This is a genomic window from Mycobacterium lehmannii (assembly GCF_001499925.1).
Taxonomy (GTDB): Bacteria; Actinomycetota; Actinomycetes; order Mycobacteriales; family Mycobacteriaceae; genus Mycobacterium; species Mycobacterium lehmannii.
In genome coordinates this window covers 521,958-547,980 of the sequence record NZ_LQIR01000001.1, presented here as the reverse complement: position 1 = coordinate 547,980, position 26,023 = coordinate 521,958, and the positions used below count along the sequence as shown (strand labels likewise).

The window sequence follows — 26,023 nt, the reverse complement described above, 5'->3', positions numbered from 1 at the left end:
GCAGATACTCGCCTAGGGTGAAGGCATGCGGTTCGCCATCGCCCTACTCGGAGTGATCGTCGCGTTGTTCGGCTTGCTGTTCACCCTCCAAGGCTTCGGAGTGGTCGGCGGCAGCCCGATGAGCAACACCACCACCTGGTCGATCCTCGGCCCGATCATCGCGTTGATCGGTATCGCGCTGGCCGTCGGCGGTCTTCGCCGCCGCAAGCCCTGAGCTTCATGCGGGCCTGCGGAACACCGTTTCGATGAGCAGTCGCCGGCACCACAGCCGGTAAGCCTCCACGCTCCAGCCGTCACGGTGGGTCACTGGGCGAAACGTCTCGACGCTGCCGAGCACTGCCGCCGTCTCGAGTAGCTCCTCGAACGGGACATCGTTGCGCAGCCAACCGCGGTCCCCGAAGTGCTCGAGGACCCGCCCGATCTGCCTGGTGACGCTGGCGATCAGGTCGCCGAGATAACGGTCCAACTCCCGCGAACGCGCGCGCGGCGGAGTACCTGCCGTACGACGAACTTTTCCCGCGTACCGCCGTCTTCGTCACCAACGGTGGTTACGGAGGTGTCCAGTACGCCTTGCGGTACGGCGTGCCGATCGTCGCCACCGGCGGCAAGGAAGACAAGCCGGAGGTCGGCGCTCGCGTTCAGTGGGCTGGCGTCGGCCGGCGGATCAGAAGCGAGCGACCGACCGCACGCGCGCTACGTCGAGAGATCCTGCGGGTGATCGATGAGCCGCGATACCGACGGGCCAGTGCCCGCATTGCGGCCGACATGGCCGCGTCCCCGGGCTTTGCCGAAGTGGCCGCGGTCGTCGACGGTCTGGTGGCCCGGGAGGCTCCGGACACGGGGCATGTATACCCTCCTGTCGCGCCGACTTCGTGAGGGCGACGGAGCATGCCCGGGCCAGGTGGACAGTCGATCGTTGATGTTCGCTGAAAGCGCACAAGCGGGGGCCGCCGCTCTGTAACGCTCGGGTAGGCGGAGCGATGAATTCTGTGAGGCCGGCAGCGTCGGGGGAGCCCTCAGGGTGCTCGTTTCCGTCTCAGCGACGAACCGTGTCGCACGGCGCCGAGCCGCCAACCAGGCAGAGAAGGGAGTGGAGGCACGATGGGTGCTCCGCTGAATGAATTCCGCAGGGATGTCCGGAAACGAGGTATCGCCGTCGTCGCGTCGGGAGCCGTGATCTCCCTGACCGCGCTCACCGCCGGGCTCGCGCCTGCCGTGGCGCAGCCGGACTCCGACGACGTCGTGACGACGGTCGCGCCGGAACCCAGAGTCAGCGCTCCTGAGCCGGAGGTGACCGTCGAGCAGCCGACCTCGGCCCCCGAGCCGCAGGTGCCGGCGACCCAGGTCGCGCCGCAGATGCAGGCACCGCAGACCCAGGCGCCGCAGACGCAGGCACCGCAGACGCAGGCGCCGGCCGTCGAGCCGGAGCTCGCCGCCGAGCCTGAGCCGGCTCCCACCAAGCAGCCGGAGCCCGAGCCGCAAACCGTGGCCCCGCCGAAGACCAGCACCGCGGTCCAGTCCGCGGAGCCGTCGACGCCGGTCGCCGAGCCGTCGACGCCCGCCGAGCGGACCCCGGCGACGTCGGCTGCGCCGCGTACCAGCGGCGCCGCTCCGGCGACCAAGCCCGAGACCAGCGAACCGGCCGAACCCGGCGAGTCCACCGCGTCGTCTGCAGCGGTCGCACCCGCGTCGGGCACCGAGACACCGACGTCGAGCGACAAGACGGTGGCGGAGACCACCGCTAACGAGGAGAGCGGTTCGGACTCCGACACCCCGACCGTGTCGATCGAGAACGCCTCCAAGGAGATCGAGACACTGGCACCCGAGACGCTCGAAGCGCCGGCCGAAGACGTCGAACTCGCACGCAACGCGAAGCCGGTGTTCGAACCGGAGCCCGCGCCCGCCCCCGAGGAGGACGTGAACGCCTTCAAGCAGTCGGTCGACATGACGCTCGGCTTGAACGGCGCCGAGGCCAGCGCCAGTGCGAAGGTCGAACTCGAGGCCAAGCGCGACCGCGACTTCGAGTTGGTCAGCAATGTGCGTCAGTGGCAACCGGAGTGGATCGAGTACGACGAGTTCTACCGCCCGGTGCTGATGAACCCGTTCCGGGCCCCGGTGCGCATCGTCTACGTCTACGACATGCGACCGCGCATCGCCTACATCCCGCCGCTGTCGCGGCTGGTGCTCGAGGCGGCCCAGTTCGCCGCCTACAGCTTCACCGCGGCGGTCCTCAGCCCTGTCGTCGCGGCGGCCAACGTCGCGCAGGCGGTGAGCAACATCGCGGTCGGCACCTTCTTTGGTGGCGGTTACTTCCCGGGCGCCGGCCTGCCGTTGCCTCCGCCTCCGCCGCCCGTCCTGCGCTACGACAACGTGCCGGTGTTGGTCAATTACTCCAACGCCCGTTACGAGCCGTTCCGGGTGCGCCAGATCGTCGACGTCGGTGAGGACCGGGTGTACGGCGGGCGCAAGGTGCTGCTCGACGGCGCGACGCCGGTCTGGGGTGAATGGACGCAAACGGCAAGCGGGGAGCGCCAATTCGAGGTCCGCAAGACCCAGCAGTTCCCCGGCTTGAGCGAACCGGCTGAGGCCCCGCTGCCCGGCGACTACCGGCTGCGGCTGGCGTCGGACGAGGCGTCGACCGGCGGTCTGACCGGCAGGGACATCTTCCTGATGGTCTCGGCGGGTGTGATCGGCACGCTCGGCTTCGGCGCCATCGGGCTGGCGTTCTTCCTCGGTCGTCGGCGGCCCGAACACTGACGGGTCGCGGGCGCACCGGGAAAGTCGTCACCGCCGTTACGCCGCCGTCAACAAGGGTGCATGATGGTGCGATGCCCGAGGTTCGCGTGGGTCCGCTGCTTCGCCACGTCGGCAAAACCGACGCGACCGTATGGGTCGAGACGGACAAGCCGTGCGGGGTCGAGGTCCTCGGCAGTCACGCCGACACCTTCGAGGTCGAAGGTCATCACTTCGCGATCGTCTGCGTGACCGACCTCGACCCCGACAGCGACCACCCCTACGAGGTGCATCTCGACGGGGAAAAGGCTTGGCCGCCAAACGGATATGAGTATCCGCAACCGCGGATCCGGTTGATGCCGCGGGACGGCTCGCTTCGGCTGCTGTTCGGGTCCTGTCGCGCGTCGGCCCCCCATCACCCGCCCTACACGTATCAGCACTGGTGGCACCCCAAGGGCAAGGGCATCGACGTGCTGCGCACATACGGGATGCGGATGCTGCGCCAGCCGTCGGCGCTGTGGCCCGACGCCCTGCTGATGATGGGTGACCAGCTCTACGCCGACCAGGTGAACGACACGATCAAGGATCTGGTCGCCGATCGCGAGGTACACGCCGACGGCCCGGTCGAGGTGCTCGAGGACTTCGAGGAGTACTGCATCGGCTACTGGGACGCCTGGTGCGATCCGGTCGTGCGGTGGATGCTCTCGACCATTCCGACGTCGATGATGTTCGACGACCACGAGATCAACGACAAGTGGAACACGTCGCAGGCCTGGCTCGACGAGAAGCGCCAGACCGACTGGTACCAGACGCGGATCATCGGCGGGCTGATGGCCTACTGGATCTACCAGCACCTCGGCAACATGTCGCCCGACGAACTGGCCAAGGACCAGACGTTCCAGCGCGTCATCGAGACCAGGCAGGGTTCCGAACTGGTTCGCGAACTCGCTCAGATTGCCGAAAAAGACGACGGCGCATCACATTTCAGCATGTGTCGTGATCTCGGTCCGGCGCGGTTGATCGTCGTCGACGCCCGCACCGGCCGCCAGCTCAAACCGGGGCGGCGCCGGATCACCACCGACGAGGAATGGGACTGGATCACCGCCAACGCCGACGGGAACTACCAGCACCTGCTGTTCGCCAGCTCGCTGCCGATCCTGCTGCCCTACGGAATGCACCACATCGAAGCGTGGTCGGAGGCCGTCGGCGACGGCGCCTGGGGACGGTGGCTCACTGGTTTGGGGGAGAAGGTCCGGATCACGGCCAATCTCGACCACTGGGCCTGTTTTCAGGAGAGCTTCCGGCGCTTCGAGGACCTGGTCATCGACGTGGCGAGCGGACGGCGAGGTCCCGCGCCCGATTCAGTGGTGCTGTTCGGCGGCGATGTGCACCACTGCTGGGTGTCCGAGGTCGAGGTACCCGACGAGGCGACCAGGCTGGGCACCAAGGTCTGGCAGGTGGTGTGTTCGGGACTGCGCAAGGAGCCGTCGGCGGTCGAACGAGTCATTCTGCGGCTCGGCCACACGGGGTTCGTCGAGACCGTCGGTAACGCGCTGGTGAAAACCACGAAAGTGCCCAAGCCGCGGCTCCGTTGGCGCCCCGTCTCCGAGCCGCATTTCCGCAACCAGGTCGGGACGCTGGAGATCGCGGGCGGCGAGATGGGCGTACGGATCGAGAAGGTCACTGGCCGCTGGCGCAAGCCGCACCTGACCACCGTCATCGAGCACAAACTACTCTGAAATCGCTTCAGCCGGCGCCTTTGCCGTTGTCGACACGGTAGACCGCACCGTGGATCGCCGCGGCGTCATCGCTGGCCAGGAATGCGATGGTCTTGGCGACGTCAACGGTGTCCATGAACCCGCGCGGCGACGCGATGCGCATGATGAGGTCCCAGTCGGCGTTGTCGGGTGCGGAGAACTCGGTGGTCTGCGCGGTCGGCATGCCGCCAGGGCAGACCGCGTTCACCCGGACCTTCTCCTTGGTGTACTCGAGGGCCAGCGCCCGGGTCAGCCCGACGAGACCGTGCTTGGCCGCGCAGTATCCGGCCGAATACACCTCGCCTTCCACACCCGCGATCGACGAGACGTTGACGATGTTGCCGCCGCTCTCCAGGAGATGCGGCAGCGCGGCACGACAAAGGTAGAACGGCCCGTGCAGGTTCACCGCCAGGTCGCGTTCCCACTCGTCGTCGGTCACCGCGGTGGTGTGGCGCATCTGATGAAAGCCCGCCACATTCACGAGTACGTCGAGTCGCCCGAATTCCTCCACGCACCGCGCGACGGCTTCACCGCACGCCGCCGACGACGTCACGTCCACCGACGCGAAGCGGCCGCCAGGCACGGCCTCGAACACCGACGCCATCCGTTCGGCGTCGCGCGCGATCCCGAAGACGGTGGCACCGCGTCGCGCGAACAGTTGCGCGACCGCCGCGCCCAATCCCGCCGAAGCGCCCGTCACCAGTGCGACCTTGTCGCTGAGTTGAGTCATGGTTGAAGACTTTCTCACGGACAAGCGTGCGATCCGGCGACCGGAGTACCCAACAGACGAATCTGGTTCCTAGGGTCGAGATTGCATCCAGGGTTGTTCAGCCGATCACAGCCCTGAATGCATTCTCGCCGCTAGGAAGCTGACAGCCCTACTGGGCCGAAGCCAGGGGACGCTCCGGGGGTACGGCGGCTAACAGCGCGCGGGTGTAGTCGTCGCGCGGTGAGGTGAACAAATCGGCGGCCGGCCGGTACTCCACCGCCGCACCTTCGCGCATCACCAGCACGTCATGGCTGACCTGCTGGACGATCGCGAGGTCGTGCGCGATGAACAGGTAGGTCAGCCCCAGGTCGCGTTGCAGACCGGCCAGCAGATCGAGCACCTTCGCCTGTACCGAAACATCCAGCGCCGCAGTCGCTTCGTCGAGGATCAGCAACTCGGGTTCACCGGCCAGCGCGCGGGCGATGCTCACCCGCTGGCGCTCGCCGCCCGACAGTTCGTGCGGGTAGCGCGACGCGAACGACGTCGGCAGACCGACGAGGTCGAGCAGTTCATCGACCCGGGCGGCGCGGGCGCGCCGACCCTTCGCGAGCCGGTGCACGATCAGCGGCTCGGCGATCGCGGTGCTGACGCGGGCGCGCGGGTTCACCGACGAGAACGGGTCCTGGAACACGAGGCCGATCCGCCGGCGCAACGCCTTCTCCGCCTTCCCGCGCACCCCGAACACGTCGGCGTCACCGAGCTTCGCGGTGCCGGCGTCGGGCCGCAGCAGGCCGGTGAGCGCGGACGCCACGGTCGACTTGCCCGAGCCCGACTCGCCGACGAGGCCCAGGGTGGTGCCCCGACGGATTTGAAACGACAGGTCTTTGACGGCGTGCACGGTCGACTTGCCGACCGGTGTGCTGGCTTCGAACCGCACATCGAGACCCTCGAGGTTCAGCAGCACCGGTGCATCCGGCGCCGGGGGTGGACCCGGGCGCCCGACGAGCGGTCGCGCTTCGAGCAATTCTTGGGTGTACTCGTGGCGAGGCCGATCGAAAACGTCCGTGACCGAGGCTTGTTCGACCGCTTCGCCGCCGCGCAGCACCGTCACGTCCTCGGCAACCTGGCCGATCACGCCGAGGTCATGGCTGATCCACACCACCGCGGTGCCGAAGTCGCGTTGCAGTTCAGCGACCAGTTCGACGATCTGCGCCTGAGTGGTGACATCGAGGGCGGTGGTCGGTTCATCGGCGATCAGCAGAGCCGGGTCACATGCCATCGCTATCGCGATCATCACGCGCTGCTTCTGCCCACCGGACAGCTGGTGCGGGAAGGCGCGCAGCCGCGAGTGCGGGTCAGGAAGCCCGACCGCCTCGAGCAACTCGAGCGCCCGGACGCGCGCCTGCTGTCGGGTCATCCGCCGGTGCGCCTCAAGTGATTCGGTGATCTGCCGTTCCAGCGTCAACAGCGGGTTCAGCGACGTACCCGGGTCCTGGAACACGAAGCCGATCTGGCCGCCGTGCACGCTGCGTAACATTCGGTTCGAGGCGCCGACGAGCTCGGTACGGCCGGCTTCGATTGTCAGCGTGCTGGTTCCGGTGACCCGCGTACCCGGCGCGTCGAGCAGGCCCGTCGCGGCGAGGACGGTCATCGACTTGCCCGAACCGGACTCGCCCACGATGCCGAGGGTCTGTCCCCGGTGCACGTCGAACGACACGCCGCGCACGATCTCCCGCCTGCCGATGCTCACCCGCAGGTCTCGCACGCTCAACACCGGATCGCTCACTGCTGCGTCCCTTTCCGGCGGGTTTCGGCGAGCGTGCGCTGCCGGGGATCGAGGACGTCGCGCAGACCGTCGCCGAGCAGATTGAACGCGAGCACCGTGACGAAGATGGCGGCACCGGGGAACACCGCCATCCACCACGCCATCGTCACGAAGCCTTGCGAATCGAAGATCATCCGGCCCAGCGACGGCTGCGGCGGCTGAATGCCAAGCCCCAGGAACGACAATGCGGCCTCGGACAGGATGGCGAAGGCCAGCGACAGCGACGTTTGCACCACCAGCGGTCCGGCGATGTTGGGCAGGATGTGGCGGCCCACGATGTAGAGGTGTCCGGTGCCCATGCTGCGCGACACCGACACGAACGGTTCGACGCGGACGCTCATGGTGCTGGCGCGGGCCACCCTGGCGAAGATCGGCGTGTACACGATGCCGATCGCCAGGATCGTCGTCGTCACACCGGGTCCGAGGATCGCGACCACGGCGAGCGCGAGCAGCAGCACCGGAAACGCGAACATCACGTCGACCACGCGCATGAACACGGTGTCGAGCCATCCGCCGCGATAGCCCGACACCACACCGACCGTCACGCCCACCACCACCGCGAACGCCACGCTGACCACCGCCACCCGCATCGACGCCTGCGTGGCCACGAGCACCCGCGACAACACGTCGCGGCCCAGTTCGTCGGTGCCGAACCAGTGCGCCCCGCTGGGCGGTTGCAGCGCGTTCGGGACGTCGACGTCGTTGATGCCGTACGGCGCAATCCAGTTGGCGGTGACGGCGACGAACGCGATCAGCACGAGCAGGGCCGCGCTGGCCACCGTGACGGGGTTCCCCATGAGCAGCCGCAGCGACGACACCCTGCTGCTCGACTCGGCGGGAGCTGTCATGACAACCGGATCCTCGGGTCGACGACGGCGTAGAGCACGTCCACGATCAGGTTGATCAACAGGAACAGCGCCGCGATCAACAGCACCGTGCCCTGGATGACCGCGTAGTCACGCCCTGCCACTGCGTTGTAGACGAGCCGGCCCAGCCCCGGCCAGGCGAACACCACCTCCACGACGATCACCCCGGACATGATCGTGGCCAGCTGGATACCGGTGATGGTCAGGATGGGAATCAGAGCGTTGCGCACGGTGTGGCGCAGCGTGACCACCCGCGGCGCAAGCCCTTTCGAGCGCGCGGTTCGCACGTAACCCATCGCGGCGACCTCGAGCACCGCAGAGCGCACATAGCGCGTCAGGATCGCGCCCGCCACCAGTCCGACGGTGAGCGCGGGCAGGATCAGATGGCGCAACCAGCCCACGGGGTCGTCGAACAGCGGCCGGTAGCCCGAGGTGGGCAGCCAGTGCAGCGTCGAGGCGAACAGCGCGATGAGCAGTATGCCCATCCAGAAGTCGGGGATCGACACCCCGAACTGGCTGCCCACCCGCACGAGCGCGTCGCTGACTCGGCCCTCGTGCAGCGCCGACCAGATTCCGGCCGGGATGGCGATCAGCAGAGCGATGACGATTCCGACCGCCGCCAGTGACACTGTGGCTGGCAGTCTTTCGAGCAGGATCACCGTCACCGGGTCGCCGTTGCGAAAGCTCACCCCGAGATTGCCGGTCAACGCGTTCCCGATGTAGGACAGGAACTGTTCGACGAGCGGTTTGTCGAGGCCGCTCGCGGACCGCAACGCCTCGTAAGCCTGCGGTGTGTAGCGGGTTCCCAGCGCGATGCGCACCGGATCGCCGGGCACCAGATGCACCAGCGCGAAGCTGACGACCAGCACGCCGAGCAGCACCACCGCCGAGTACGCCAACCGGCGCGCCAGAAAACGCGTGATCGGGTGAGTGAGCAAGCCCGTCATCAGGTTTCGCTCCCGTTCAGGCTCGCCGTCCGGAAGCGCACGGCACCGTCACGGCGGGCTTCGTAACCGGACAGATTGGTCACCCACGCCTGGATCACCGACGGGTTGTACAGGTAGATGTAGCTCACCTCGTCGGCGATGATCGTTGCGGCGCGCTGATAGAGCTCGAAGCGCGCTTGGCGGTCCGTCTCCACGCGGCCCGCGTCGAGAAGGCGGTCGACCTCGGGATTGGAGTACTTCTGGGCGTTGCTCGTTCCGTTCGTATGGTGCTGGGCGTAGTAGAAGTCGTCGGGGTCGATGTTGCCGAGCCAGCCCATCATCAGCATGTCGAAGTTGCCGTTGTTCTGCTCGTCGAGCCAGGTGGCGAAGTCGACGGTGCGGATGCTGACCGTGATGCCAAGCGGGGCAAGGTTATCCGCGATGACCTGCGCCGCGGTCACGGTTTCGGGATACTCACTGGTGACCAGCATGTCGAGATCGATGTCACCCACGCCCGCCTCGTCGAGCAGCCGCCGGGCGGTCTCCGTGTCGTAGCGGTAGCGGTCGTATGCGGTGTACCAGGGGTTGCCTTCGGGGATGGCGAGTTGGTTGGCGGCCGCGGTGCCGTAGCTGGTGGCCTGCACGATCGCAGCGCGGTCTATGCCGTAGGCGACGGCCTGGCGTGCCCGCACGTCGTCCCACGGTTTGTGCGCCTCGTTGAGCGCGAGATACCAGTAGTCGTTGCTGGCAGCCACCTGCAGATGCAGCGAGTCGTCGTCACGAAGCTGCGCCACCCGCTGCGTCGGGACGGAGTCGGTCCAGTCGACCTCACCGGCCTGCAGCGCCGACAGCGCGGTCGACGGTTCGGAGATGAACCGGAACGTCACACCGCTCACCTTCGGAGCGCCACCCCAGTACGCCTTGTTCGCCGTCAAGATGATGGAGTCGCCGCTCTTCTGCGACTGGAACGCGAACGGTCCGGTACCCACCGGGTGAGTGGCGATCTGACCGCTTTCGACGTTGCGACGCTGCACGATCGCCATGCCCTTGAATCCGCCGATGTTGGTCAACAGGTTGGGCGTCGGATGTTTGACCCGGAGCACCACGGTCATCGGGTCGACGGCCCGCACGTCGGTCACGGCGCTGAACTTGTCGACGTTGGCCAACTGCTCGTCGATGACGCGCCGGTACGAGAACACGACGTCGTCGGCGGTGAACGGGCTGCCGTCGTGAAACGTCACGCCCGGGCGCAGATGGAAGGTCCACGACAACTCGTCGGGGCTGACCTCCCACGACTCGGCGAGTGCGGGCCGCATCTCGAGGTTGGAGTCCGGTTCGACGAGCGTGTCGAAGACGTTCTCGAGCACCTCGAAGGAAAAGTACGCGCTGGTCTTGTGCGGGTCGAGCTGGTCGGGTTCGCCGGCGATGGCGGCGACGAGGTTGTTCGAGGACTCCCCGAGATCCACGCCTTGGCCGGTGGAGCACCCGGCCAGCACCGTCACGGCGGCGACGGCGGTGACGACCACGGTGGCGAGTACTTCCACCAGTCGTTTCATGCCTTCACCCCGCCGGTTGTGTGCATCGTTTCTACCCCTCGCCAGGGAGCAGCGAAACCCGGAGCCGGGGAAAGCCGTGACGACGCTGCGTGCACACTGAGATACTCGACATCAACCGTAGACGGCTGGAGGGGCACGACGTGACCAAGACGATCGCACGGGCGTTGGGCGTCGCGGCGTGCGCGCTCGGGCTGATGTTCGGTGCCGTAGGGATCGCGGCCGGCCAGGGTGATGTGAAATCCCCCGACACCCCCGAAGGGGTCTACACGGTCAAGATCGCCGGACAGGCCGAGACCACCTGGGAGATCTACCCGATCTGCGTACCGACGGTGGGCGATCTGCGCGAGCCGCTGATCCTTCCCGTCGGGTGCCGGCTCAAGGTCACACCGGCGGGCCGCGGAGGCGCCGAAGCCAACATGGTCGGCGGCGAGTGGACGTTCCAGGCCAACACCTTCGACTCGATCCGCAACTGCCCCGACGGCAGCACCGCGCTGCAGAAGGAGATCTACTCCTTCAACGGGGCCACGCTCACCGGGCGCGCCAGGATCATTCACGGTGCGGTGTGCGGCGAGCAGCCCGGGATGGTCGAATCGCCGCTGACGATGACGTTCAAGGAACCGCTGGCGATTCCCGTCACGCCGTATCCACTCATCTGCGAGCCCGGCGGTCTGCGCCGCTGCTTCTAGGTGCCTGACGATCCGTCGATCGGAGGAGCGGCCGGGCGCGGGCTGGACCCCGCCGGGCGGGCTCGCCTGCCGCTCCTCAACGGCAAGGCCCTCGATCTGACCGGTCCTGGCCTGACCGATCGATGGGGTGTCACGTGCACCGACCTCGGCGCGTCGGCGGTCGCGCCGAACGGAAAGCTGGTCTCGGTGTTCGGCGACACCTTCTCGGGTCTGCGGGTCGGCCAGGGGGACTGGCGATCCCCGGTCGTCCTGATCGGCACGGGCGACGCCGACCACCCGATCGTCTACGAACGCGCCGGCGGCAGCGATCCCGACTACGCGCGCCAACTGTGGCACTACGAGCACGACGACGCGGGCACCGGCTGGCGTCGGGGCGGTATCAGCACGGTGATCCCGTCGGACCTGCTGACCGTCGGCGGGTCGATGTATCTGCACGCGATCGTCAACCGCGGCTTCGGCAACGTCGTCTGGACCGAGATCTGGCAGTCGAACGACAGCGGTGTGAACTGGACACATCTGGGGGACAAGGCCAAGTTTCCCACCGACCTTCACGACGGTCACGCACAGTGCTGGGCTTGGGATTACGACCCCGACGACGGCTGGGTGTACGTGGCCGCGACCGGCTTCCAGCGCGACAAGGGCATCGTGCTGATGCGCGTGCGTCCGGAGCATATCGGCGACAGGACCCGTTATCTGAGTTGGCATTTCGACGGGGCGCGATGGTCGTGGGGGACGAGATCGGCGACGCCGATCACGCCCGTCGGCGAGCGATGGGGCGAGCTCGCGTTCCGCCGCATCGGGCCGGGAAAGTGGGTGCTCGGCGGGTTTCTCGCGTCGAAGTACGCGCTCGGCTACCGCGTGGTGGCCTCCCCTGTCGCCAACATGCACACCACGCCGGTCCAGACACCCATCCTCGGATCGGCGTGGCAGGACGAAGACCATGTCGGCAGCCGGGTCGCCCAGCTCTACGGTGGCTACCTGTTGCCGGGGTCGCGCTTCGACATCGACGGTGGTATCGGACTGATTGTCTCGCAGTGGAATACGACGACCGGCTGGCCGTATCGAGCGATGCAGTTCAAGACCGCGCTCAAAGACAGCACCAAGACGGTGCCGCCGCCCGACCCGATCAATTTGTAGCGTCCGATCCGTCGGGGTCGTGACGCCCCTATGGTGTTAGAGCGGGGCCGAAGGGAAGGCGAGCAGTGGCTGGGAGATCTGGGGATTCTGGCGCCAAACGTGTAGTGGTCTGGGGCACCGGTTTCGTGGGCAAGATGGTGATTCCCGAAATCGTCGAACACCCTCTGTTCGAGCTGGTCGGCGTGGGCGTGAACGCCCCTGACAAGGTCGGCCGCGACGTCGGTGAGATCTGCGGGCTGGACACGGAGTTGGGAATGGCCGCGACCGACGACGTCGATGCGCTGATCGCGCTGAAACCCGACGCGCTGGTGCACTACGGACCGACGGCCAATCACGCCGACGACAACATCGCACTGATTACCCGCTTCCTGCGGGCCGGCATCGACGTCTGTTCGACCGCGATGACGCCCTGGATCTGGCCCACCATGCATCTCAACCCGCCGAACTGGATCGAACCCATCACCGAAGCCTGCGAACTCGGTGAATCGTCGTGCCTGACCACCGGCATCGACCCCGGGTTCGCCAACGATCTGTTCCCGATGACGCTGATGGGCCTGTGTTCGGAGGTGCGCAAGGTTCGTGCCTCCGAACTGCTCGACTACACCAACTACGAAGGCGACTACGACCGCGAGATGGGCATCGGCAAGCCGCCCGAGTACCGGCCGCTTCTCGAGAATCCCGACATCCTGATATTCGCCTGGGGCGCAACGGTTCCGATGATCGCGCACGCCGCGGGCATCATGCTCGACGAGATCACCACCACATGGGACAAGTGGGTCACGCCGACCGAACGCAAGACCGCCAAGGGCGTCATCGCCCCGGGTAACGTCGCGGCCGTGCGCTTCACGATCAACGGCGTGTACCGGGGCGAGACCCGCATCCAGCTCGAACACGTCAACCGGATCGGTAACGACGCGGCGCCGGACTGGCCGTCGGGCAACGAGAACGACGTCTACCGCGTCGACATCGAGGGCACACCCAGCATCTTCCAGGAGACCGCGTTCCGGTTCACCGACGGTTCCGGGCGCGACGCTGCGGCGGCCGGCTGCCTGGCGACCGGCCTGCGCGCGCTCAACGCGGTGCCCGCGGTCAACGACCTTTCGCCGGGCTGGGTGACGGCGTTGGATTTGCCATTGATTCCGGGCGCAGGCACCATCCGCTGATGGCCGATGGGATAGGGCTGTCGGTCGGCGCCACCAACCTGGCGGCCGTCGTCGTGGGCAGATCGGCGCTGACCCGGTCGCCGGTGTTGACGCGGTTCCCGCATCGGCCGCCCGAGGTCGGCGTGCCCAGCGAAAACCCCAATCTCGACGAGCGCGGCCTGATTCTCACCGATTTCGTCGACCGGGTCGGCGACCATGTCGGCATCGTTGCCGCCGACGGTTCCACTCACAAGGCCGACGTCGTGCTCGCCGATGCGCTGCGGGCGATGCTTCACGCGGTCGGGGGCGGCCAGAGTCCGGGCGGCAACATCGCGGTGACGCACCCGGCGCACTGGCGGCCCGCCTCCGTCGACGCGCTGCGCGGCGCGCTGGCCGCCGTTCCCGAGTTTGCGCGGCCCCGGACCGCGCCGGTCGTCTCCGACGCGGTGGCCGCGCTGACCTCCCTGCAGGTCGAACCGGGGGTGCCCACCCGCGGTGTCATCGCGCTCTGCGACTTCGGCGGGACGGGAACGAGCATCAGCCTGTTCGATGCCGGTAACGGTTACGCGCAGATCGGTGAGACCGTCCGCCACCACGACCTGTCCGGTGACCTGGTCGACCAGGCGCTGCTGACCCACGTCCTCGAGGATCTGTCGGCGGCCGGGGCCGTCGAACTGACCAGCACCTCGGCGATCGGCTCGCTGTCGCGGTTGCGGGCGCAGTGCCGCGGCGCCAAGGAGCGGCTGTCCACGGCGACGTTCACCTCGCTGGTGGCCGAATTGCCCGGGCACCGCAGCGATGTGCGGCTGACCCGCACCGAACTCGACGAAGTGCTGAGCGGTCCCCTCGCGGGTTTCGCGAACACCCTGCAAGAGACGTTGGAGCGCAACGGGATACGTGGACTTGCGGCCGTCGCATCGGTCGGCGGCGGGGCGCGGATCCCGATCGTCACCACCACGCTCTCGGAGCGGTTCCGGGCACCGGTCATCACCTCGGCCCATCCCGAATTGGCCCAGGCGGTAGGCGGAGGGTTGGCGGCCGTGCGGGGAACCGTGGAAGAGGGGATGACCGCGATGTCCGCGGCACCCGGGGCTGCGGCTGCCGCCGCCGCGGCGACGGCGATGGCCCCCGAGGTCGGCTCTCCGGGCGACGAGGGGGCACCACAGTCGGGTTCCTTCGGGGCGTTGGCCTGGTCGGACGCCGAGGACCTGCCCGACGTCCCCGAGGGCGTGGCCACGGACCCCTACGACTACGGACCGCGCGCGGGAGCCGGCGAGGTGCGGCCGCAGATGCAGTTCGGAGCCGACGAGTCCTGGGACGACCTGCCGCCGCGACCGGTGCCGTGGTATCGCAATCCGGCCGTCCCGCTGGCCGGCGGTGTCCTCGTGGTCCTGGCGGCGCTGGTGGCCGCGGTGCTGTGGGTGATGTCCGGCGACGAGTCCGCACCCGATCCCGCGTCGACCACCACACCGCCGATGACGGTCACCCCGCGGCCCACGACACCGACCACCGCCGCGCCGCCGCCACCGCCGGCCACCCAGGCGCCGCAGACCGTCTACCGGCCGCCTCCGCCGGTGACGCGGACGGTCACCGAACCGCCCCCGTCGCCCGAACCGCCACCTCCACCTCCGCCATCGCCGGAGCCCCCTCCGCCGACGACGGAGCCACCGCCGACGACCGAGCCGCCGCCGACCACCCAGCCACCGCCGTGGAGTCCGACCCCGCCGTACCCGACGATCCCGGGGCTGCCGTGGGTGCCCGCTCCACAACTACCCGGTCAGCCGGGACCGTAGGTTAGTTCGGTCGGCTGGCAAGATTTCGGCGGCGCTGCTAATTATTGCCACCTATTGGTAGGGTGCCGGCATGCATACGGTCGCGGTTGTCGCGTTGCCGAACACGATCGCGTTCGACCTGGGCACCGCTGTCGAGGTGTTCGGCCGCGTTCGACTGCCCTCGGGGGAGCCGGGATATCGCGTGATGGTGTGCGCGACGGCTCCGGTTGTGACCGCAGGTCCGCTCGCCATCGCGACCGACCGCGGGATCGCAGATCTGCGGCGCGCCGACACCATCGTGGTGCCCGGCTGCGACGACCTGGACACCCCGCCGCCCGATGAGCTCGTCGACGCGCTGCGATCGGCCCACCGCGGGGGAGCGCGGATCGCGTCCATCTGCACGGGCGCGTTCACGCTCGCCGAGGCGGGACTGCTCGACGGTAGGCGGGCTACCACCCACTGGGTGGCCGCCGACCTGTTCCGTGCGCGGTATCCCGATGTGCACCTCGATCCCGACGTCCTCTACGTCGACGAGGGCGACATCTTGTCGTCGGCCGGCGCGTCGGCCGGGCTCGACCTGTGTCTGCACATGGTGGCGCTCGATCACGGCAGCGCGATGGCCGCCGATGCCGCCCGCATGGCGGTCGCGCCGTTGCACCGCAGCGGAGGCCAGGCCCAGTTCATCGTGCGAAACCGCCCGGCGGTCAACAGCATTGCCGAACAGACCACGCTCGACGACCTGCTGGCATGGCTCGAACACAGCGCGCACCGCGACCTGACACTGCACGACTTGGCCGCGCAGGCGGCGCTCAGTGTGCGAACCCTCAACCGTCGCTTCCAGGCCGAGACGGGGCAGACGCCGATGCAGTGGCTGACGGGTGTGCGCATCCGCCATGCGCAGCAGTTGTTGGAGAGCACCGACCACGGTGTCGAACGCATTGGCCGCGAGGTCGGCTTCACGTCCGCGGCGAACTTCCGCGAGCAGTTCCGGCGACTGACCGGTGTGTCGCCGCAGAGCTACCGCAACACGTTTCGCGATCGCATCGCCGGCTGACGGCTCAGGGGTTCCTCGGCTTCTTGGTCAACACCAGGTGCGCCATCGGGATCTGAGTTTTCTCGGGGGCCGCGGCGAGCCGGGCGGCCAGGCCCGCCTCCAGGCGATCGAAGACCTCGGCCGTCCGGGGGTCGGCGGCGCCGCCCTCGAGTGCGGTCGCCAGCATCGGGAACACCGCCGCCCTGGCGAACGACGCCCATTGTGCCCCGAAAGTCGTTGCGTTGCCGTCGACTTGGTACTGCTGCCAAAAGCGGTCCCCGGCGTCGAAGATCTCGAGATGTTCAATCTCGAGTTGTTCGAAGCGGCCCTTCGGCGCGAACGGCGCCAGGAAATCCTGTTCCCGACGGCCGACGATCGGGATACCCATCCGGTGCACCTCGTCGGCCGTGAGCAAGCCATCGGCGGCCAATTCGTCGATCGCATCGACCAGCGCGCCGAGCACCTTGCGGTACCCCACCTCACCGTTGTCGTCGACCGCCGTCGTCATCACGACGAGACGACCACCGCGGCGTAGCTCGCGACCGCGGAACGCGATGAACTCGTGCCAGTCGGTGGCGGCCTGCCTGGCGTACGCGGCGCGCACGGTCTCGTCGCGGCTGTAGGCCACGTGGACATGATCGGGGATCGGCGCGGGGACACGGCTGAGCCAATGGATGGCCCACGAACTCCAGCCGAGGATCACACTGCTCGACGGCATGATCTGCGAGTAGAACGACCGCCCGATCGCAGAGGCGAAGGCCGCCGAGTCCTTGCTCAGATAGGTGTCCGGATCCTCGGCCAGAGTGCGGAACAACGCGGTGAAGTCGTTATCCGGTACGTCGGTGTGCACGACCAAGGTGGGGTGATCGGTGCGGGTCCGCTTGCGCACGACCGCGATTGCCGCGCAGATGGGCAGCAACGAGTTGTGGCCGGTCGACGCGCCGTAGTCGGCGATGACGAACGGCTGCGGAGGCCTCGGGATCGGTACGGCCGCGGCCGCTTCCTCGAAGAGCTTGATCGCCCCCTGAAGGCCTGCGGCCTGCAGACGCGAACCGGCGGTGTACGACCCGCTCTCTATCGGCTCGGGCCGCACGACGATGCTGGACTCGGGCATCGCGACCTCCGTGACGTGCGGACAACAGGTTCGGTCCCATCCGACCGTAGTCCCCGCGGGCCGTCGCCGCCGACGGAGGTCGACGTATCCGTTGCAACACCGCGCCGCACGCTGCCTGCCGTGCCAAACTCTGCCCATGAGCGGAAGGGTCGGGCCGCGCGTCGCCGTCGTCGTCTCCGTGTTGACCCTCGTGACCGCCGTCGTCGGTTTCATCGTCACCTTGGTGCTCAACACGTTCGTCCTCGACGATTTCGACGCATACGGCGAGGTGCCGATTCCGGGATCCGGAAACATCGAGTTGCCCGCGGGCGAAGTGACCGTCAGCTTCCACACCGTGACCACCGGACAACCCACGAGTGGCTTTCCGATCCCCGCGCTCAGCATCAACATCGACGCGCCCGAGGGCGCGGCGGATCCCGCGGTGACCGAAAGTATCGGCGGGACAACCACCGTGAACAGCGACACCCACGTGCGGATCTGGGTGGTCCAGGTCGCCGAGCCCGGCACCTATCGAGTCTCGACCGACGGCAGCGTGAACGGATACATCAATCCACGGCTGTCCTTCGGCCATGGCAGTTCGTATGGCTGGCTGGCCTGGCTGTGCGGCGGATTGGCCGTGCTCGGGGTGCTCGCGCTGATCGCCGCCCTGATCTGGTCGGGTCGCGCGGCCAAGGCGGCGCGACCGCTGGCGCCGCACGAGATCGTCAACGCCGAAGCACCGCCGACGCTTCGGGCGGTCTCGACGCCCGCGTCGGCGTATCAACCCGACGACCGGGGCGCACGTCTCGAACAGCTCAAGCAGCTGGGCGCTCTTCGGGATTCGGGTGCGCTGACCGAGGCCGAGTTCGAGGCGGAGAAGCGCCGCATCCTGGGGGACTAGCTGCTCGAATCTGATTGGCAGCTCAGCTGCTCGAGCCTGATTGGCAGTTCAACTGCCGCGGGCCACCCACTCGTCGTAGTTGACGAGTTCGTCGCCGATGGTCGTGGAGTCGCCGTGACCGGTGTAGACGACCGTGTGGTCGGGCAGCTTCCCCAGCCGGCCGGAGATCGACTCGAGGATGGTGGGGAAGTCGGAGAACGACCGCCCTGTCGCCCCAGGCCCGCCCTGGAAGAGGGTGTCGCCGGAGAACACCGCGTTCAACTCGGGCGCGTGCCAGCACACCGAACCCGGCGAGTGGCCTGGCGTGTGCAAGGCGCGAAGCTCCGTCCCGGCGACCCGCAGGGTATCGCCGTCGGCGACGGTGCGGAAGTCGCTGTCCGGGTGCGTCATTCGCCACAGCACGTCGTCGGCCGGGTGCATCAGCACCGGAGCGTCGAGCGCCTGACCCAGTTCGGGCGCCACCGTCACATGGTCGTTGTGCCCATGGGTGCACACCACTGCGACCACATGCCGACCGCCGACCGCGTTGACGATCGGTCCCGCGTCGTGGGCCGCGTCGAACACCACCACCTCGGAGTCGTCGCCGACGATCCAGATGTTGTTGTCGACCTCCCAACTGCCGCCGTCGAGTTCGAAGGTCCCGTGGGTGACCACCCGGCCGATCGGTCCGCCGTTCATGATTCTCCGTTCCTCGCGCGAGCATTCCTCACAAGATCACCACCGAGCGCAGCACCTCGGAGCCGCCGTGCATCTTGTGGAACGCCTCTTCCACGTCGTGGATACCGATGCGTTCGGTGACGAACTTGTCCAGCGGCAGCCGCCCCTGCAGGTACAGGCTGATCAGGGTGGGGAAGTCGCGTTCGGGCAGGCAGTCGCCGTACCACGAGGACTTCAGTGCGCCGCCCCGCGAGAAGAAGTCGATCAGCGGCATCTCCAGCGTCATGTCCGGGGTCGGAACCCCGACCAGGACAACGGTTCCCGCCAGGTCGCGGGCGTAGAACGCCTGCTTCCAGGTCTCCGGTCGCCCGACCGCGTCGATCACCACGTCGGCGCCGAAGCCGTCGGTGAGGTCGGCGATGGTCTCCACGGGATCCAGCTCGCGGGCGTTGATGGTGTGGGTGGCGCCGAAGTCGCGCGCCCACTCCAGCTTCTTGTTGTCGGTGTCGACGGCGATGATGCGCTTGGCGCCGACCAGTGCGGCCCCGGCGATGGCGGCGTCGCCGACACCTCCGCAGCCGATCACCGCCACGGTGTCGTCGCGGCTCACCGCGCCGGTGTTGACCGCGGCGCCCAGGCCGGCCATCACGCCGCAGCCGAGCAGTCCGGCCGCCGCGGGGTCGGCGGCCGGATCGACCTTGGTGCACTGCCCCTCGTGCACGAGGGTCTTGTCTGCGAATGCGCCGATGCCCAGCGCCGGGGTCAACTCGGTGCCGTCGGTCAGTGTCATCTTCTGCGCGGCGTTGTGGGTGTCGAAGCACAGGTGCGGGCGGCCGCGCTTACAGGCCCGACACTGGCCGCACACCGCGCGCCAGTTCAGGATCACGAAGTCACCGGGTTCGACGTTGGTGACGCCTTCGCCGACGGATTCGACGCTGCCCGCGGCCTCGTGGCCCAGCAGGAACGGGAACTCGTCGTTGATGCCGCCCTCCCGATACGTCAGGTCGGTGTGGCAGACCCCGCACGCGGTGACGTCGACCACCACCTCACCCGGACCCGGGTCGGGAATCACGATGTCCACGACCTCGACTGGTTCGTCCTTCTTCCGTGAGATCACTCCGCGCACCGTTTGACTCATGAGTACAACCTATCGGCTGCGGGGAACACTGGGCATATGGCTGATTCGCTTCCCGCGCTGTTCCTCTCCCACGGTGCGCCGCCGCTGGTCGACGACGAGCTGTGGGTGCGTCAGCTGGCGGCATGGGCTACGGAGCTGCCGCGTCCGGCGGCCATCCTCGTCGTGTCGGCGCACTGGGAATCCGCACCCTTGACGATCGGCTCGACGACGACCGAGACACCACTGACCTACGACTTCTGGGGCTTCCCGGAGCGCTACTACCAGACGACCTACGACGCCCCCGGCGCCGTCGACCTCGCCGCGCGGGTCGAGGCGATGCTGCCAAGCGATGAGCCGGTGCGGCACGACCCCGACCGCAGACTCGACCACGGCGCCTACGTTCCGCTGACGGTGATGTATCCCGCCGCCGACATTCCGGTGCTGCAGATCTCGATGCCGACACTCGATCCGGGAACGCTGCTGAACCTGGGCGAGCGGTTGCGGCCGTTGCGCGATGAGGGCGTGCTCATCATCGGTTCCGGGTTCACCACGCACGGCCTACCGTTCCTCGACGACCCGTCGCCGGGCGCGCAGCCGCCGGACTGGTCGACGGAGTTCGACATATGGGCAGCCGAGATGTTCACCGCAGGCGACGTGGACGCGTTGATCGACTTCCGGCACCGGGCGCCGGGCATGCCGTACGCGCATCCGACGATCGAGCACTGGTCGCCGCTGTTCGTCGCGCTCGGCGCCTCTAGGGACCCCGGACAGCAGGCACGACAGGTGATCGACGGCTACTGGATGGGGCTGGCCAAGAGATCGATCGAATTGATTTAGCCGTTGAACCGCCCGGCGCGGGACTCCGTTGTGCAATGGAGATCAGTTCAGCACGCCGGAGGGAACCCGCTATGACCGATATCGACCAAAGCCCAGCCGCGGACACGACCGAGGATTTCGCCGCGCGGATGGTGTCCGCGATCGACAACGCCAGCCTCGTCCTGCTGTTGTCGATAGGCCACCAGACCGGGTTGTGGGACACCATGTCCGGTTCGGCCCCAGCCACCAGCGCCCAGCTGGCCGCGGCCGCGGGACTCAACGAACGCTATGTGCGGGAGTGGCTGGGCGGTGTCGTCACGGCCGGAGTAGTCGACTACGACGCGTCGGCGGGCACGTATTCGCTGCCGGGGCACCGCGCCGCGGTGCTCACTCGGGCCGCCGGCCCGGACAACGTCGCGCGGTTGGCGCAATTCCTCTCACTGCTCGGCGAGGTCGAGCAGAAGATCGTCGGCTGCTTCCGCTCCGGCGGAGGGTTGTCCTACAGCGAGTATCCGCGGTTCCACACGGTGATGGCCGAGCAGAGCGGAGAGGTGTTCGACGCCGCGCTCGTCGACGTCATCCTGCCGTTGGCGGAGGGACTGCCGCAGCTGCTGCGCGACGGGGCCGACGTCGCCGACATCGGGTGCGGCAGCGGGCACGCGATCAACGTGATGGCCCAGGCGTTCCCGGCCAGCCGGTTCACCGGCATCGACTTCAGCGACGAGGGTCTCGGGGCGGGGCGCGCCGAGGCCGCCCGGTTGGGCCTGGCCAACGCCACCTTCGTCGCAGCAGACGTCGCGGCACTCGATATGTCCGAATGTTACGATGCGATAACAGTTTTCGATGCCATCCACGACCAAGCCGCACCGGCGGCCGTGCTGGCGAACATCTATCGCGCGCTGCGGCCGGGCGGCTGCCTGCTCATGGTCGACGTCAAGGCCTCGAGCCGGCTGGAGGACAACGTCGGCGTGCCGCTCTCCACGTATCTCTACACGGTCTCGACGATGCACTGCATGACGGTGTCGCTCGGCCTCGACGGTGCGGGGTTGGGTACCTGCTGGGGCCATCAACTCGCCGCGTCGATGCTCGCCGACGCGGGTTTCAGCGACGTCCAGGTGCGCGAGATCGAGACCGATCCGATCAACAACTACTACATCGCGCGCAAGTAGGCTCGGCGCGATGAGCGCGCTGGATCTTATGGGCGACTGGCCGGTGCCCAACGCCGCGGCCGCCGTGGTCGGACCGTCCGGGGTGGTGGCCGAGCACGGCGACCAGCGGCGGCGATTCGAGTTGGCGTCGGTGACCAAGCCGCTGGCCGCACGCGCGGTGCAGGTCGGTGTCGAGGAGGGTGCCGTCGAACTCGACACCGAGGCTGGCCCGCCCGGGGCGACCGTGCGCCACCTGCTGGCACACGCGTCGGGTTACTCGATGCGCTCGTCGGAGACGATGGCCGAGCCGGGAACGCGGCGCGTCTACTCGAACTACGGATTCGGGGTGCTCGCCGAGACGCTGGAGAAGTCGACGGGCATCGCGTTCGACCGGTATCTGACCGAGGCGGTGTTCGAACCGCTGGGCATGACCGACAGCGTGCTCGACGGTGGCGCGGCCGCAGCGGGGTACGGCGCGACGTCGACGGTCGCCGATCTGGCGGCCTTCGCCGCGGACTTGCTTCGGCCGGCGACGGTCTCCGCACAACTGCATGGTGAGGCGATCTCGGTGCAGTTCCCCGGCCTGGACGGGGTGCTACCGGGGTTCGGTGTGCAGCGGCCCAACGACTGGGGGCTGGGCTTCGAGATCCGCGGCGGCAAGTCGCCGCACTGGACGGGCGAGGCGAACTCCGAGCGCACGTTCGGGCATTTCGGCCAGTCAGGGACGTTTTTGTGGGTTGATCCGGACGCCGATCGGGCGCTCGTCGTGCTCACCGACCGCAATTTCGGCGAGTGGGCGTACAAGCCGTGGCGGGCCTTGTCTGACGAAGTCCTGAGAGAATTTGCCGCAGACTAGCGCAACAGGCGCCTCACAAGGCACAATAGACACGCACGACACATATTTTGCTGCGAAGTTTCGGGTCCAAGAGGCCGCTTGGGGAAGACGTCCCTCGTGGAGCCGAAGGAGTGGCAAATGCGTGCGTCGAACCAGTTCGCCGAAGCGACGACGGGCGTGGTCTACATCCACGCGTCACCCGCTGCGGTGTGCCCGCATGTCGAGTGGGCGTTGTCGTCGACCCTTCAATCGAGGGCGAACCTCAAGTGGACCCCGCAACCGGCCATGCCGGGACAGTTGCGTGCCGTCACCAACTGGGTCGGTCCGGTCGGGACCGGCGCCGCGCTGGCCAGTGCGCTGCGCTCGTGGTCGGTGCTGCGCTTCGAGGTCACCGAGGATCCCAGCCCGGGCGTCGACGGCCATCGCTGGTGCCACACGCCGCAGCTCGGACTGTGGAGCGGGTCGATGAGCGCCAACGGCGACGTGATAGTCGGCGAGATGCGGCTGCGGGCGATGATGGCCGCCGGCGCCGACACGCTCGCCGCCGAACTGGACTCCGTGCTGGGCACGGCATGGGACGAGGCCCTGGAACCGTACCGCGACGGTGGTGCGGGCGCGGAGGTGAGCTGGCTCAGCCGCGGAGTCGGGTAGCCGACGACATCAGGCAGGGAGTCGGGTAGCCGACGACATCAGGCAGGGAGTCGGGTAGCCGACGACATCAGGCAGGGAGTGGGGTTGCCGAGGACGCCGATTGTGCATCCGGCGACGCTTTTCGCCGGTTTTCCGTCGCAGATTTCACTTTCGGCGCGGCGTCAGGATCTTGAGCGCGCCGGGCACCGCAGACACCTCGACCGGTAACGGGCACATGTACTCGCCGTCGGCGTAGGCGTTGATGCCGGGGGAGTCCACGGTGATCGTCTTGGCCCGTGCGGTGCTGACCTCGTCGAGGTCGACGTGGGTGCCCTTGAATACGGTGGGAAACAACCGGATCAGCCGAGTGCGCGACGCCGAGGCCACCATCGTGACGTCCAGCAGGCCGTCGGTCGGGTCGGCGCCGGGACAGATCCGCATGCCGCCGCCGTAGCTGCGGGTGTTACCGAATGCGGCGAGCGTCAACTCCGTCGTCACCTCCTCGCCGTCGAACGACAACCGAAACGGCAGCAGTCGCAGCTTCGACAACTCGGCGACCATCGCGAGGTTGTATCGCATGCGGCCGTGGGGCCAACGCATCCGATTGGTCCGATCGGTCACCAGCGAGTCGAAACCCGCGGCCATCACGGTGCCGAACCACTTGTCGGTGCCGTCGGCGCCGCGGATCCGCCCGAGGTCGATGGTCCGGGCGACCCCGCCGGTCACGCCGTCGACAACGACGTCGGCGGCGGCTTCGGGATCACGGGTGGGAATGTCGAATTCGCGCGCGTGGTCGTTGCCGGTGCCCGCCGGGATGATGCCCAACGGGATGTCGGTCTGCGCAAGCACTTGCAGCGCAAGGGAAATGATGCCGTCGCCACCGACGACGACGAGCGCGTCCATCCCGCGATCAAGCGCGCCCTCGACGAGTTTGCGCGCATGCTCGGCGCTGGTGCCCGCGATCGCGACGACGTCCATGCCGCGCCGATGGAATTGCGCGACAGCGCGTTCGGCCGCGTGTGGTGCGCTGCCGTGCCCCGACGCGGGGTTCGTCAGCATCGTGACGCGACCGTCGATCGTCATGGGATCAACTTGCCCGGGTTGAGGATTCCCACCGGGTCGAGCGTGTCCTTGACCGCGCGCAGGATCGCGACGCCGAGATCGCCGACTTCGTCCCGCATCCACGGCCGGTGGTCGGCGCCGACGGCGTGGTGGTGGGTGATGGTGGCCCCGGTACGCATCATCGCCTCTGACGCCGCGGCTTTCGCCTTGCGCCACTGCTCGATCGGGTTGCCCCGCTGCCCGGCGACGACCGTGAAGTACAGCGACGCGCCGGTGGGATACACATGCGAAATGTGGCACAGCACCAGCGATGGCGTGCCGGTTTCGGTCAGCGCGTTCGTCAGCGCCTCGGTGACGGCGGCCTTGAGCGCAGGCACGTTCGACCAGTTCGTCGCCGTTTCCAGCGTTTCGCACAGCGCGCCTGCTGAGAGCAGCGAGTCACGCAGATACGGCGCGTTGAACCGGCCGTGCTCCCATGCGCGTGCGGGTTCTTCACCCAGCGAGGTGCCGCCCGCGGCCTCGAGCACCGCGCGCGTCTCGGAATGTCTGCTGGCGACATGGGCTTCGGTGCCCTCGAACATCGTGATCGCCAGGCAGCCTCCGGTGATCTGCTTCTCGCCGATGCTGTCGGTGGTCGCCAAATTCACTCCGGTCTCGGCCTCGTCGGACAGCCGGATCACCGTCGGGCCGGTCCCGGTCTGCACGACGGTGCGCAAAGCGTCGGCGCCCGTGGCGAAGTCGGGGAACGACCACGCCTCGTAGCGGGTGGCCGTCGGGACCGGATGCACCCGTACCCGCACGCGGGTGATGACGCCGAGCACGCCTTCCGATCCGATCAGCAGTTGTCGCAGGTCAGGTCCGGCCGCCGACTCCGGTGCGCGGCCGAGGTCCAACACGCCGACCGGCGTGACCGCGCGCAGACCGCGCACCATGTCGTTGAACCGGCCGTAGCCCGCCGAGTCCTGGCCCGACGACCGCGTCGCGGCGAACCCGCCGATGGTGGCGAACTGGAAACTCTGCGGGAAGTGGCCGAGCGAGAAGCCGCCCGCGCCCAGCAGGCGTTCGGCGTCCGGTCCGGTCACTCCTGCGCCGAGTTCGGCTTCTCCGGACACCTCGTCGAGGAAGTGCAGTTCGTCGAATCGGCGCAGGTCCAGGGAGATCGCCGCGCGGAAGTCGCCGCGGATCGGATCCAGGCCGCCGACGACGCTGGTGCCGCCGCCGAACGGGACGACGGCGATGCGGCGCTCGCCGCACAGGTGCAGGATCGCGGTGATCTCATCTTCGGTGCCCGGCAGCACCACCGCGTCCGGCGCGTCCTGCTCACCGGGATCGCGGCGGCGCAGCAGGTCAAGCGTCGACTTGCCGCCGGCCCGGAGCAGACGGCCCTGATCGTCGACGTGGCAGTAGTCCCGTCCGACGATGCCGATGAGTGCGTCGCGGTCCTCGTCGGTCAGCGCCGACGGGCGCAGTCGCACCCGTTCGGGTTCGAGTTCTTGGGTGGTCGACGTCTCTACGCCGAGCGCCTGTTCGAGCAGCGTGCGGATGCCGTCGGACAGCGGTTTCGCCTCGGCGGGGTCACCCCAGGCGTTCCACTTCATCGGGGGCAGGAGAGCGGTCGAGTG

24 protein-coding genes and 1 pseudogene are annotated in these 26,023 nt (G+C 68.1%); 14 read left to right on the top strand and 11 right to left on the bottom strand.

The window, feature by feature from the left end; all coding sequences use genetic code 11:
* Positions 1–25 precede the first annotated feature (25 nt).
* Positions 26–214 carry a hypothetical protein gene (locus AU192_RS02650; RefSeq protein ID WP_059163799.1) on the top strand — a complete coding sequence of 63 codons (189 nt, stop codon included), beginning with the start codon at positions 26–28 and terminating at the stop codon, positions 212–214.
* 3 nt (positions 215–217) lie between these two features.
* Here AU192_RS02650 and AU192_RS02645 read toward each other — a convergent pair whose 3' ends face one another.
* Entirely contained in the window at positions 218–466 is a 249-nt protein-coding gene (locus tag AU192_RS02645; protein WP_064394115.1) for a hypothetical protein, read from the bottom strand.
* Between the two features lie 17 nt (positions 467–483).
* Here AU192_RS02645 and AU192_RS02640 point away from each other — a divergent pair.
* The 3 genes and pseudogenes from AU192_RS02640 to AU192_RS02630 form a co-directional block, all read left to right on the top strand.
* Positions 484–876: pseudogene (locus tag AU192_RS02640) on the top strand (glycosyltransferase); the annotation flags it as partial.
* A 225-nt stretch (positions 877–1,101) separates the two neighbouring features.
* Positions 1,102–2,757, top strand: a complete 1,656-nt coding sequence (locus AU192_RS25620) for an MSCRAMM family adhesin (RefSeq protein WP_064394113.1) — start codon at positions 1,102–1,104, stop codon at positions 2,755–2,757.
* Between the two features lie 71 nt (positions 2,758–2,828).
* Positions 2,829–4,472 (top strand): DUF7800 domain-containing protein, encoded by a 1,644-nt coding sequence (locus AU192_RS02630; protein WP_133148007.1) that lies wholly within the window; start codon positions 2,829–2,831, stop codon positions 4,470–4,472.
* A 7-nt stretch (positions 4,473–4,479) separates the two neighbouring features.
* On the opposite strand, the gene AU192_RS02625 is transcribed toward AU192_RS02630, so the two are convergent.
* The 5 genes from AU192_RS02625 to AU192_RS02605 form a co-directional block, all read right to left on the bottom strand.
* A complete protein-coding gene (locus AU192_RS02625; RefSeq protein ID WP_064394111.1) occupies positions 4,480–5,220 on the bottom strand; it encodes an SDR family NAD(P)-dependent oxidoreductase in 741 nt (246 codons plus the stop codon).
* Positions 5,221–5,368: 148 nt separating this feature from the next.
* On the bottom strand, positions 5,369–6,985 hold the full coding sequence (locus AU192_RS02620) for a dipeptide ABC transporter ATP-binding protein (RefSeq protein WP_064394110.1): 1,617 nt from the start codon (positions 6,983–6,985) through the stop codon (positions 5,369–5,371).
* Positions 6,982–7,872 carry an ABC transporter permease gene (locus tag AU192_RS02615; protein WP_064394109.1) on the bottom strand — a complete coding sequence of 297 codons (891 nt, stop codon included), beginning with the start codon at positions 7,870–7,872 and terminating at the stop codon, positions 6,982–6,984. The genes AU192_RS02620 and AU192_RS02615 overlap by 4 nt, the downstream gene beginning before the upstream one ends.
* Positions 7,869–8,837 carry an ABC transporter permease gene (locus AU192_RS02610; RefSeq protein ID WP_064394108.1) on the bottom strand — a complete coding sequence of 323 codons (969 nt, stop codon included), beginning with the start codon at positions 8,835–8,837 and terminating at the stop codon, positions 7,869–7,871. Before AU192_RS02610 ends, AU192_RS02615 begins: the two co-directional genes overlap by 4 nt.
* Complete coding sequence (locus tag AU192_RS02605; protein ID WP_064394107.1) at positions 8,837–10,372, bottom strand: ABC transporter substrate-binding protein; 1,536 nt, start codon at positions 10,370–10,372, stop codon at positions 8,837–8,839. The genes AU192_RS02610 and AU192_RS02605 overlap by 1 nt, the downstream gene beginning before the upstream one ends.
* 140 nt (positions 10,373–10,512) lie before the next feature.
* On the opposite strand from AU192_RS02605, the gene AU192_RS02600 reads away from it, so the two are divergent.
* From AU192_RS02600 to AU192_RS02580, 5 genes are all read left to right on the top strand, one after another.
* A complete protein-coding gene (locus AU192_RS02600) occupies positions 10,513–11,058 on the top strand; it encodes a hypothetical protein (protein WP_242656882.1) in 546 nt (181 codons plus the stop codon).
* Between the two features lie 42 nt (positions 11,059–11,100).
* Complete coding sequence (locus AU192_RS02595; RefSeq protein WP_235630374.1) at positions 11,101–12,195, top strand: DUF4185 domain-containing protein; 1,095 nt, start codon at positions 11,101–11,103, stop codon at positions 12,193–12,195.
* A gap of 134 nt (positions 12,196–12,329) precedes the next feature.
* Positions 12,330–13,358 carry an NAD(P)H-dependent amine dehydrogenase family protein gene (locus AU192_RS02590; protein WP_064394205.1) on the top strand — a complete coding sequence of 343 codons (1,029 nt, stop codon included), beginning with the start codon at positions 12,330–12,332 and terminating at the stop codon, positions 13,356–13,358.
* Positions 13,358–15,130, top strand: a complete 1,773-nt coding sequence (locus AU192_RS02585) for an Hsp70 family protein (protein WP_064394106.1) — start codon at positions 13,358–13,360, stop codon at positions 15,128–15,130. The genes AU192_RS02590 and AU192_RS02585 overlap by 1 nt, the downstream gene beginning before the upstream one ends.
* Positions 15,131–15,200: 70 nt before the next feature.
* Complete coding sequence (locus AU192_RS02580) at positions 15,201–16,163, top strand: GlxA family transcriptional regulator (RefSeq protein WP_064394105.1); 963 nt, start codon at positions 15,201–15,203, stop codon at positions 16,161–16,163.
* 4 nt (positions 16,164–16,167) lie between these two features.
* Here AU192_RS02580 and AU192_RS02575 read toward each other — a convergent pair whose 3' ends face one another.
* Positions 16,168–17,256, bottom strand: a complete 1,089-nt coding sequence (locus AU192_RS02575) for a class I SAM-dependent methyltransferase (protein ID WP_064394104.1) — start codon at positions 17,254–17,256, stop codon at positions 16,168–16,170.
* Positions 17,257–17,392: 136 nt separating this feature from the next.
* Here AU192_RS02575 and AU192_RS02570 point away from each other — a divergent pair, with 136 nt between their 5' ends.
* Positions 17,393–18,136, top strand: a complete 744-nt coding sequence (locus AU192_RS02570; protein WP_064394103.1) for an SHOCT domain-containing protein — start codon at positions 17,393–17,395, stop codon at positions 18,134–18,136.
* A gap of 48 nt (positions 18,137–18,184) precedes the next feature.
* Here AU192_RS02570 and AU192_RS02565 read toward each other — a convergent pair whose 3' ends face one another.
* Together AU192_RS02565 and AU192_RS02560 are read right to left on the bottom strand one after the other, a co-directional pair.
* Positions 18,185–18,814 (bottom strand): MBL fold metallo-hydrolase, encoded by a 630-nt coding sequence (locus AU192_RS02565; RefSeq protein ID WP_064394102.1) that lies wholly within the window; start codon positions 18,812–18,814, stop codon positions 18,185–18,187.
* A gap of 28 nt (positions 18,815–18,842) precedes the next feature.
* Positions 18,843–19,931 carry an S-(hydroxymethyl)mycothiol dehydrogenase gene (locus tag AU192_RS02560; protein ID WP_064394101.1) on the bottom strand — a complete coding sequence of 363 codons (1,089 nt, stop codon included), beginning with the start codon at positions 19,929–19,931 and terminating at the stop codon, positions 18,843–18,845.
* 36 nt (positions 19,932–19,967) lie between these two features.
* On the opposite strand from AU192_RS02560, the gene AU192_RS02555 reads away from it, so the two are divergent.
* The 4 genes from AU192_RS02555 (at position 19,968) to AU192_RS02540 (ending at position 23,360) form a co-directional block, all read left to right on the top strand.
* A complete protein-coding gene (locus AU192_RS02555; protein ID WP_064394100.1) occupies positions 19,968–20,747 on the top strand; it encodes a dioxygenase family protein in 780 nt (259 codons plus the stop codon).
* A 71-nt stretch (positions 20,748–20,818) separates the two neighbouring features.
* Positions 20,819–21,895: a class I SAM-dependent methyltransferase gene (locus AU192_RS02550; protein WP_064394099.1), complete on the top strand. Its 1,077-nt coding sequence runs from the start codon at positions 20,819–20,821 to the stop codon at positions 21,893–21,895.
* Between the two features lie 10 nt (positions 21,896–21,905).
* Positions 21,906–22,730: a serine hydrolase domain-containing protein gene (locus tag AU192_RS02545; protein WP_064394098.1), complete on the top strand. Its 825-nt coding sequence runs from the start codon at positions 21,906–21,908 to the stop codon at positions 22,728–22,730.
* A gap of 117 nt (positions 22,731–22,847) precedes the next feature.
* Positions 22,848–23,360, top strand: a complete 513-nt coding sequence (locus AU192_RS02540; RefSeq protein ID WP_064394097.1) for a DUF3145 domain-containing protein — start codon at positions 22,848–22,850, stop codon at positions 23,358–23,360.
* 144 nt (positions 23,361–23,504) lie between these two features.
* On the opposite strand, the gene AU192_RS02535 is transcribed toward AU192_RS02540, so the two are convergent.
* Together AU192_RS02535 and AU192_RS02530 are read right to left on the bottom strand one after the other, a co-directional pair.
* Positions 23,505–24,422, bottom strand: coding sequence for a diacylglycerol kinase (locus AU192_RS02535; RefSeq protein ID WP_064394096.1), 918 nt, complete (start codon positions 24,420–24,422; stop codon positions 23,505–23,507).
* On the bottom strand, positions 24,419–25,999 hold the full coding sequence (locus AU192_RS02530) for an FAD-binding oxidoreductase (protein ID WP_120275382.1): 1,581 nt from the start codon (positions 25,997–25,999) through the stop codon (positions 24,419–24,421). The genes AU192_RS02535 and AU192_RS02530 overlap by 4 nt, the downstream gene beginning before the upstream one ends.
* Positions 26,000–26,023: the final 24 nt, after the last annotated feature.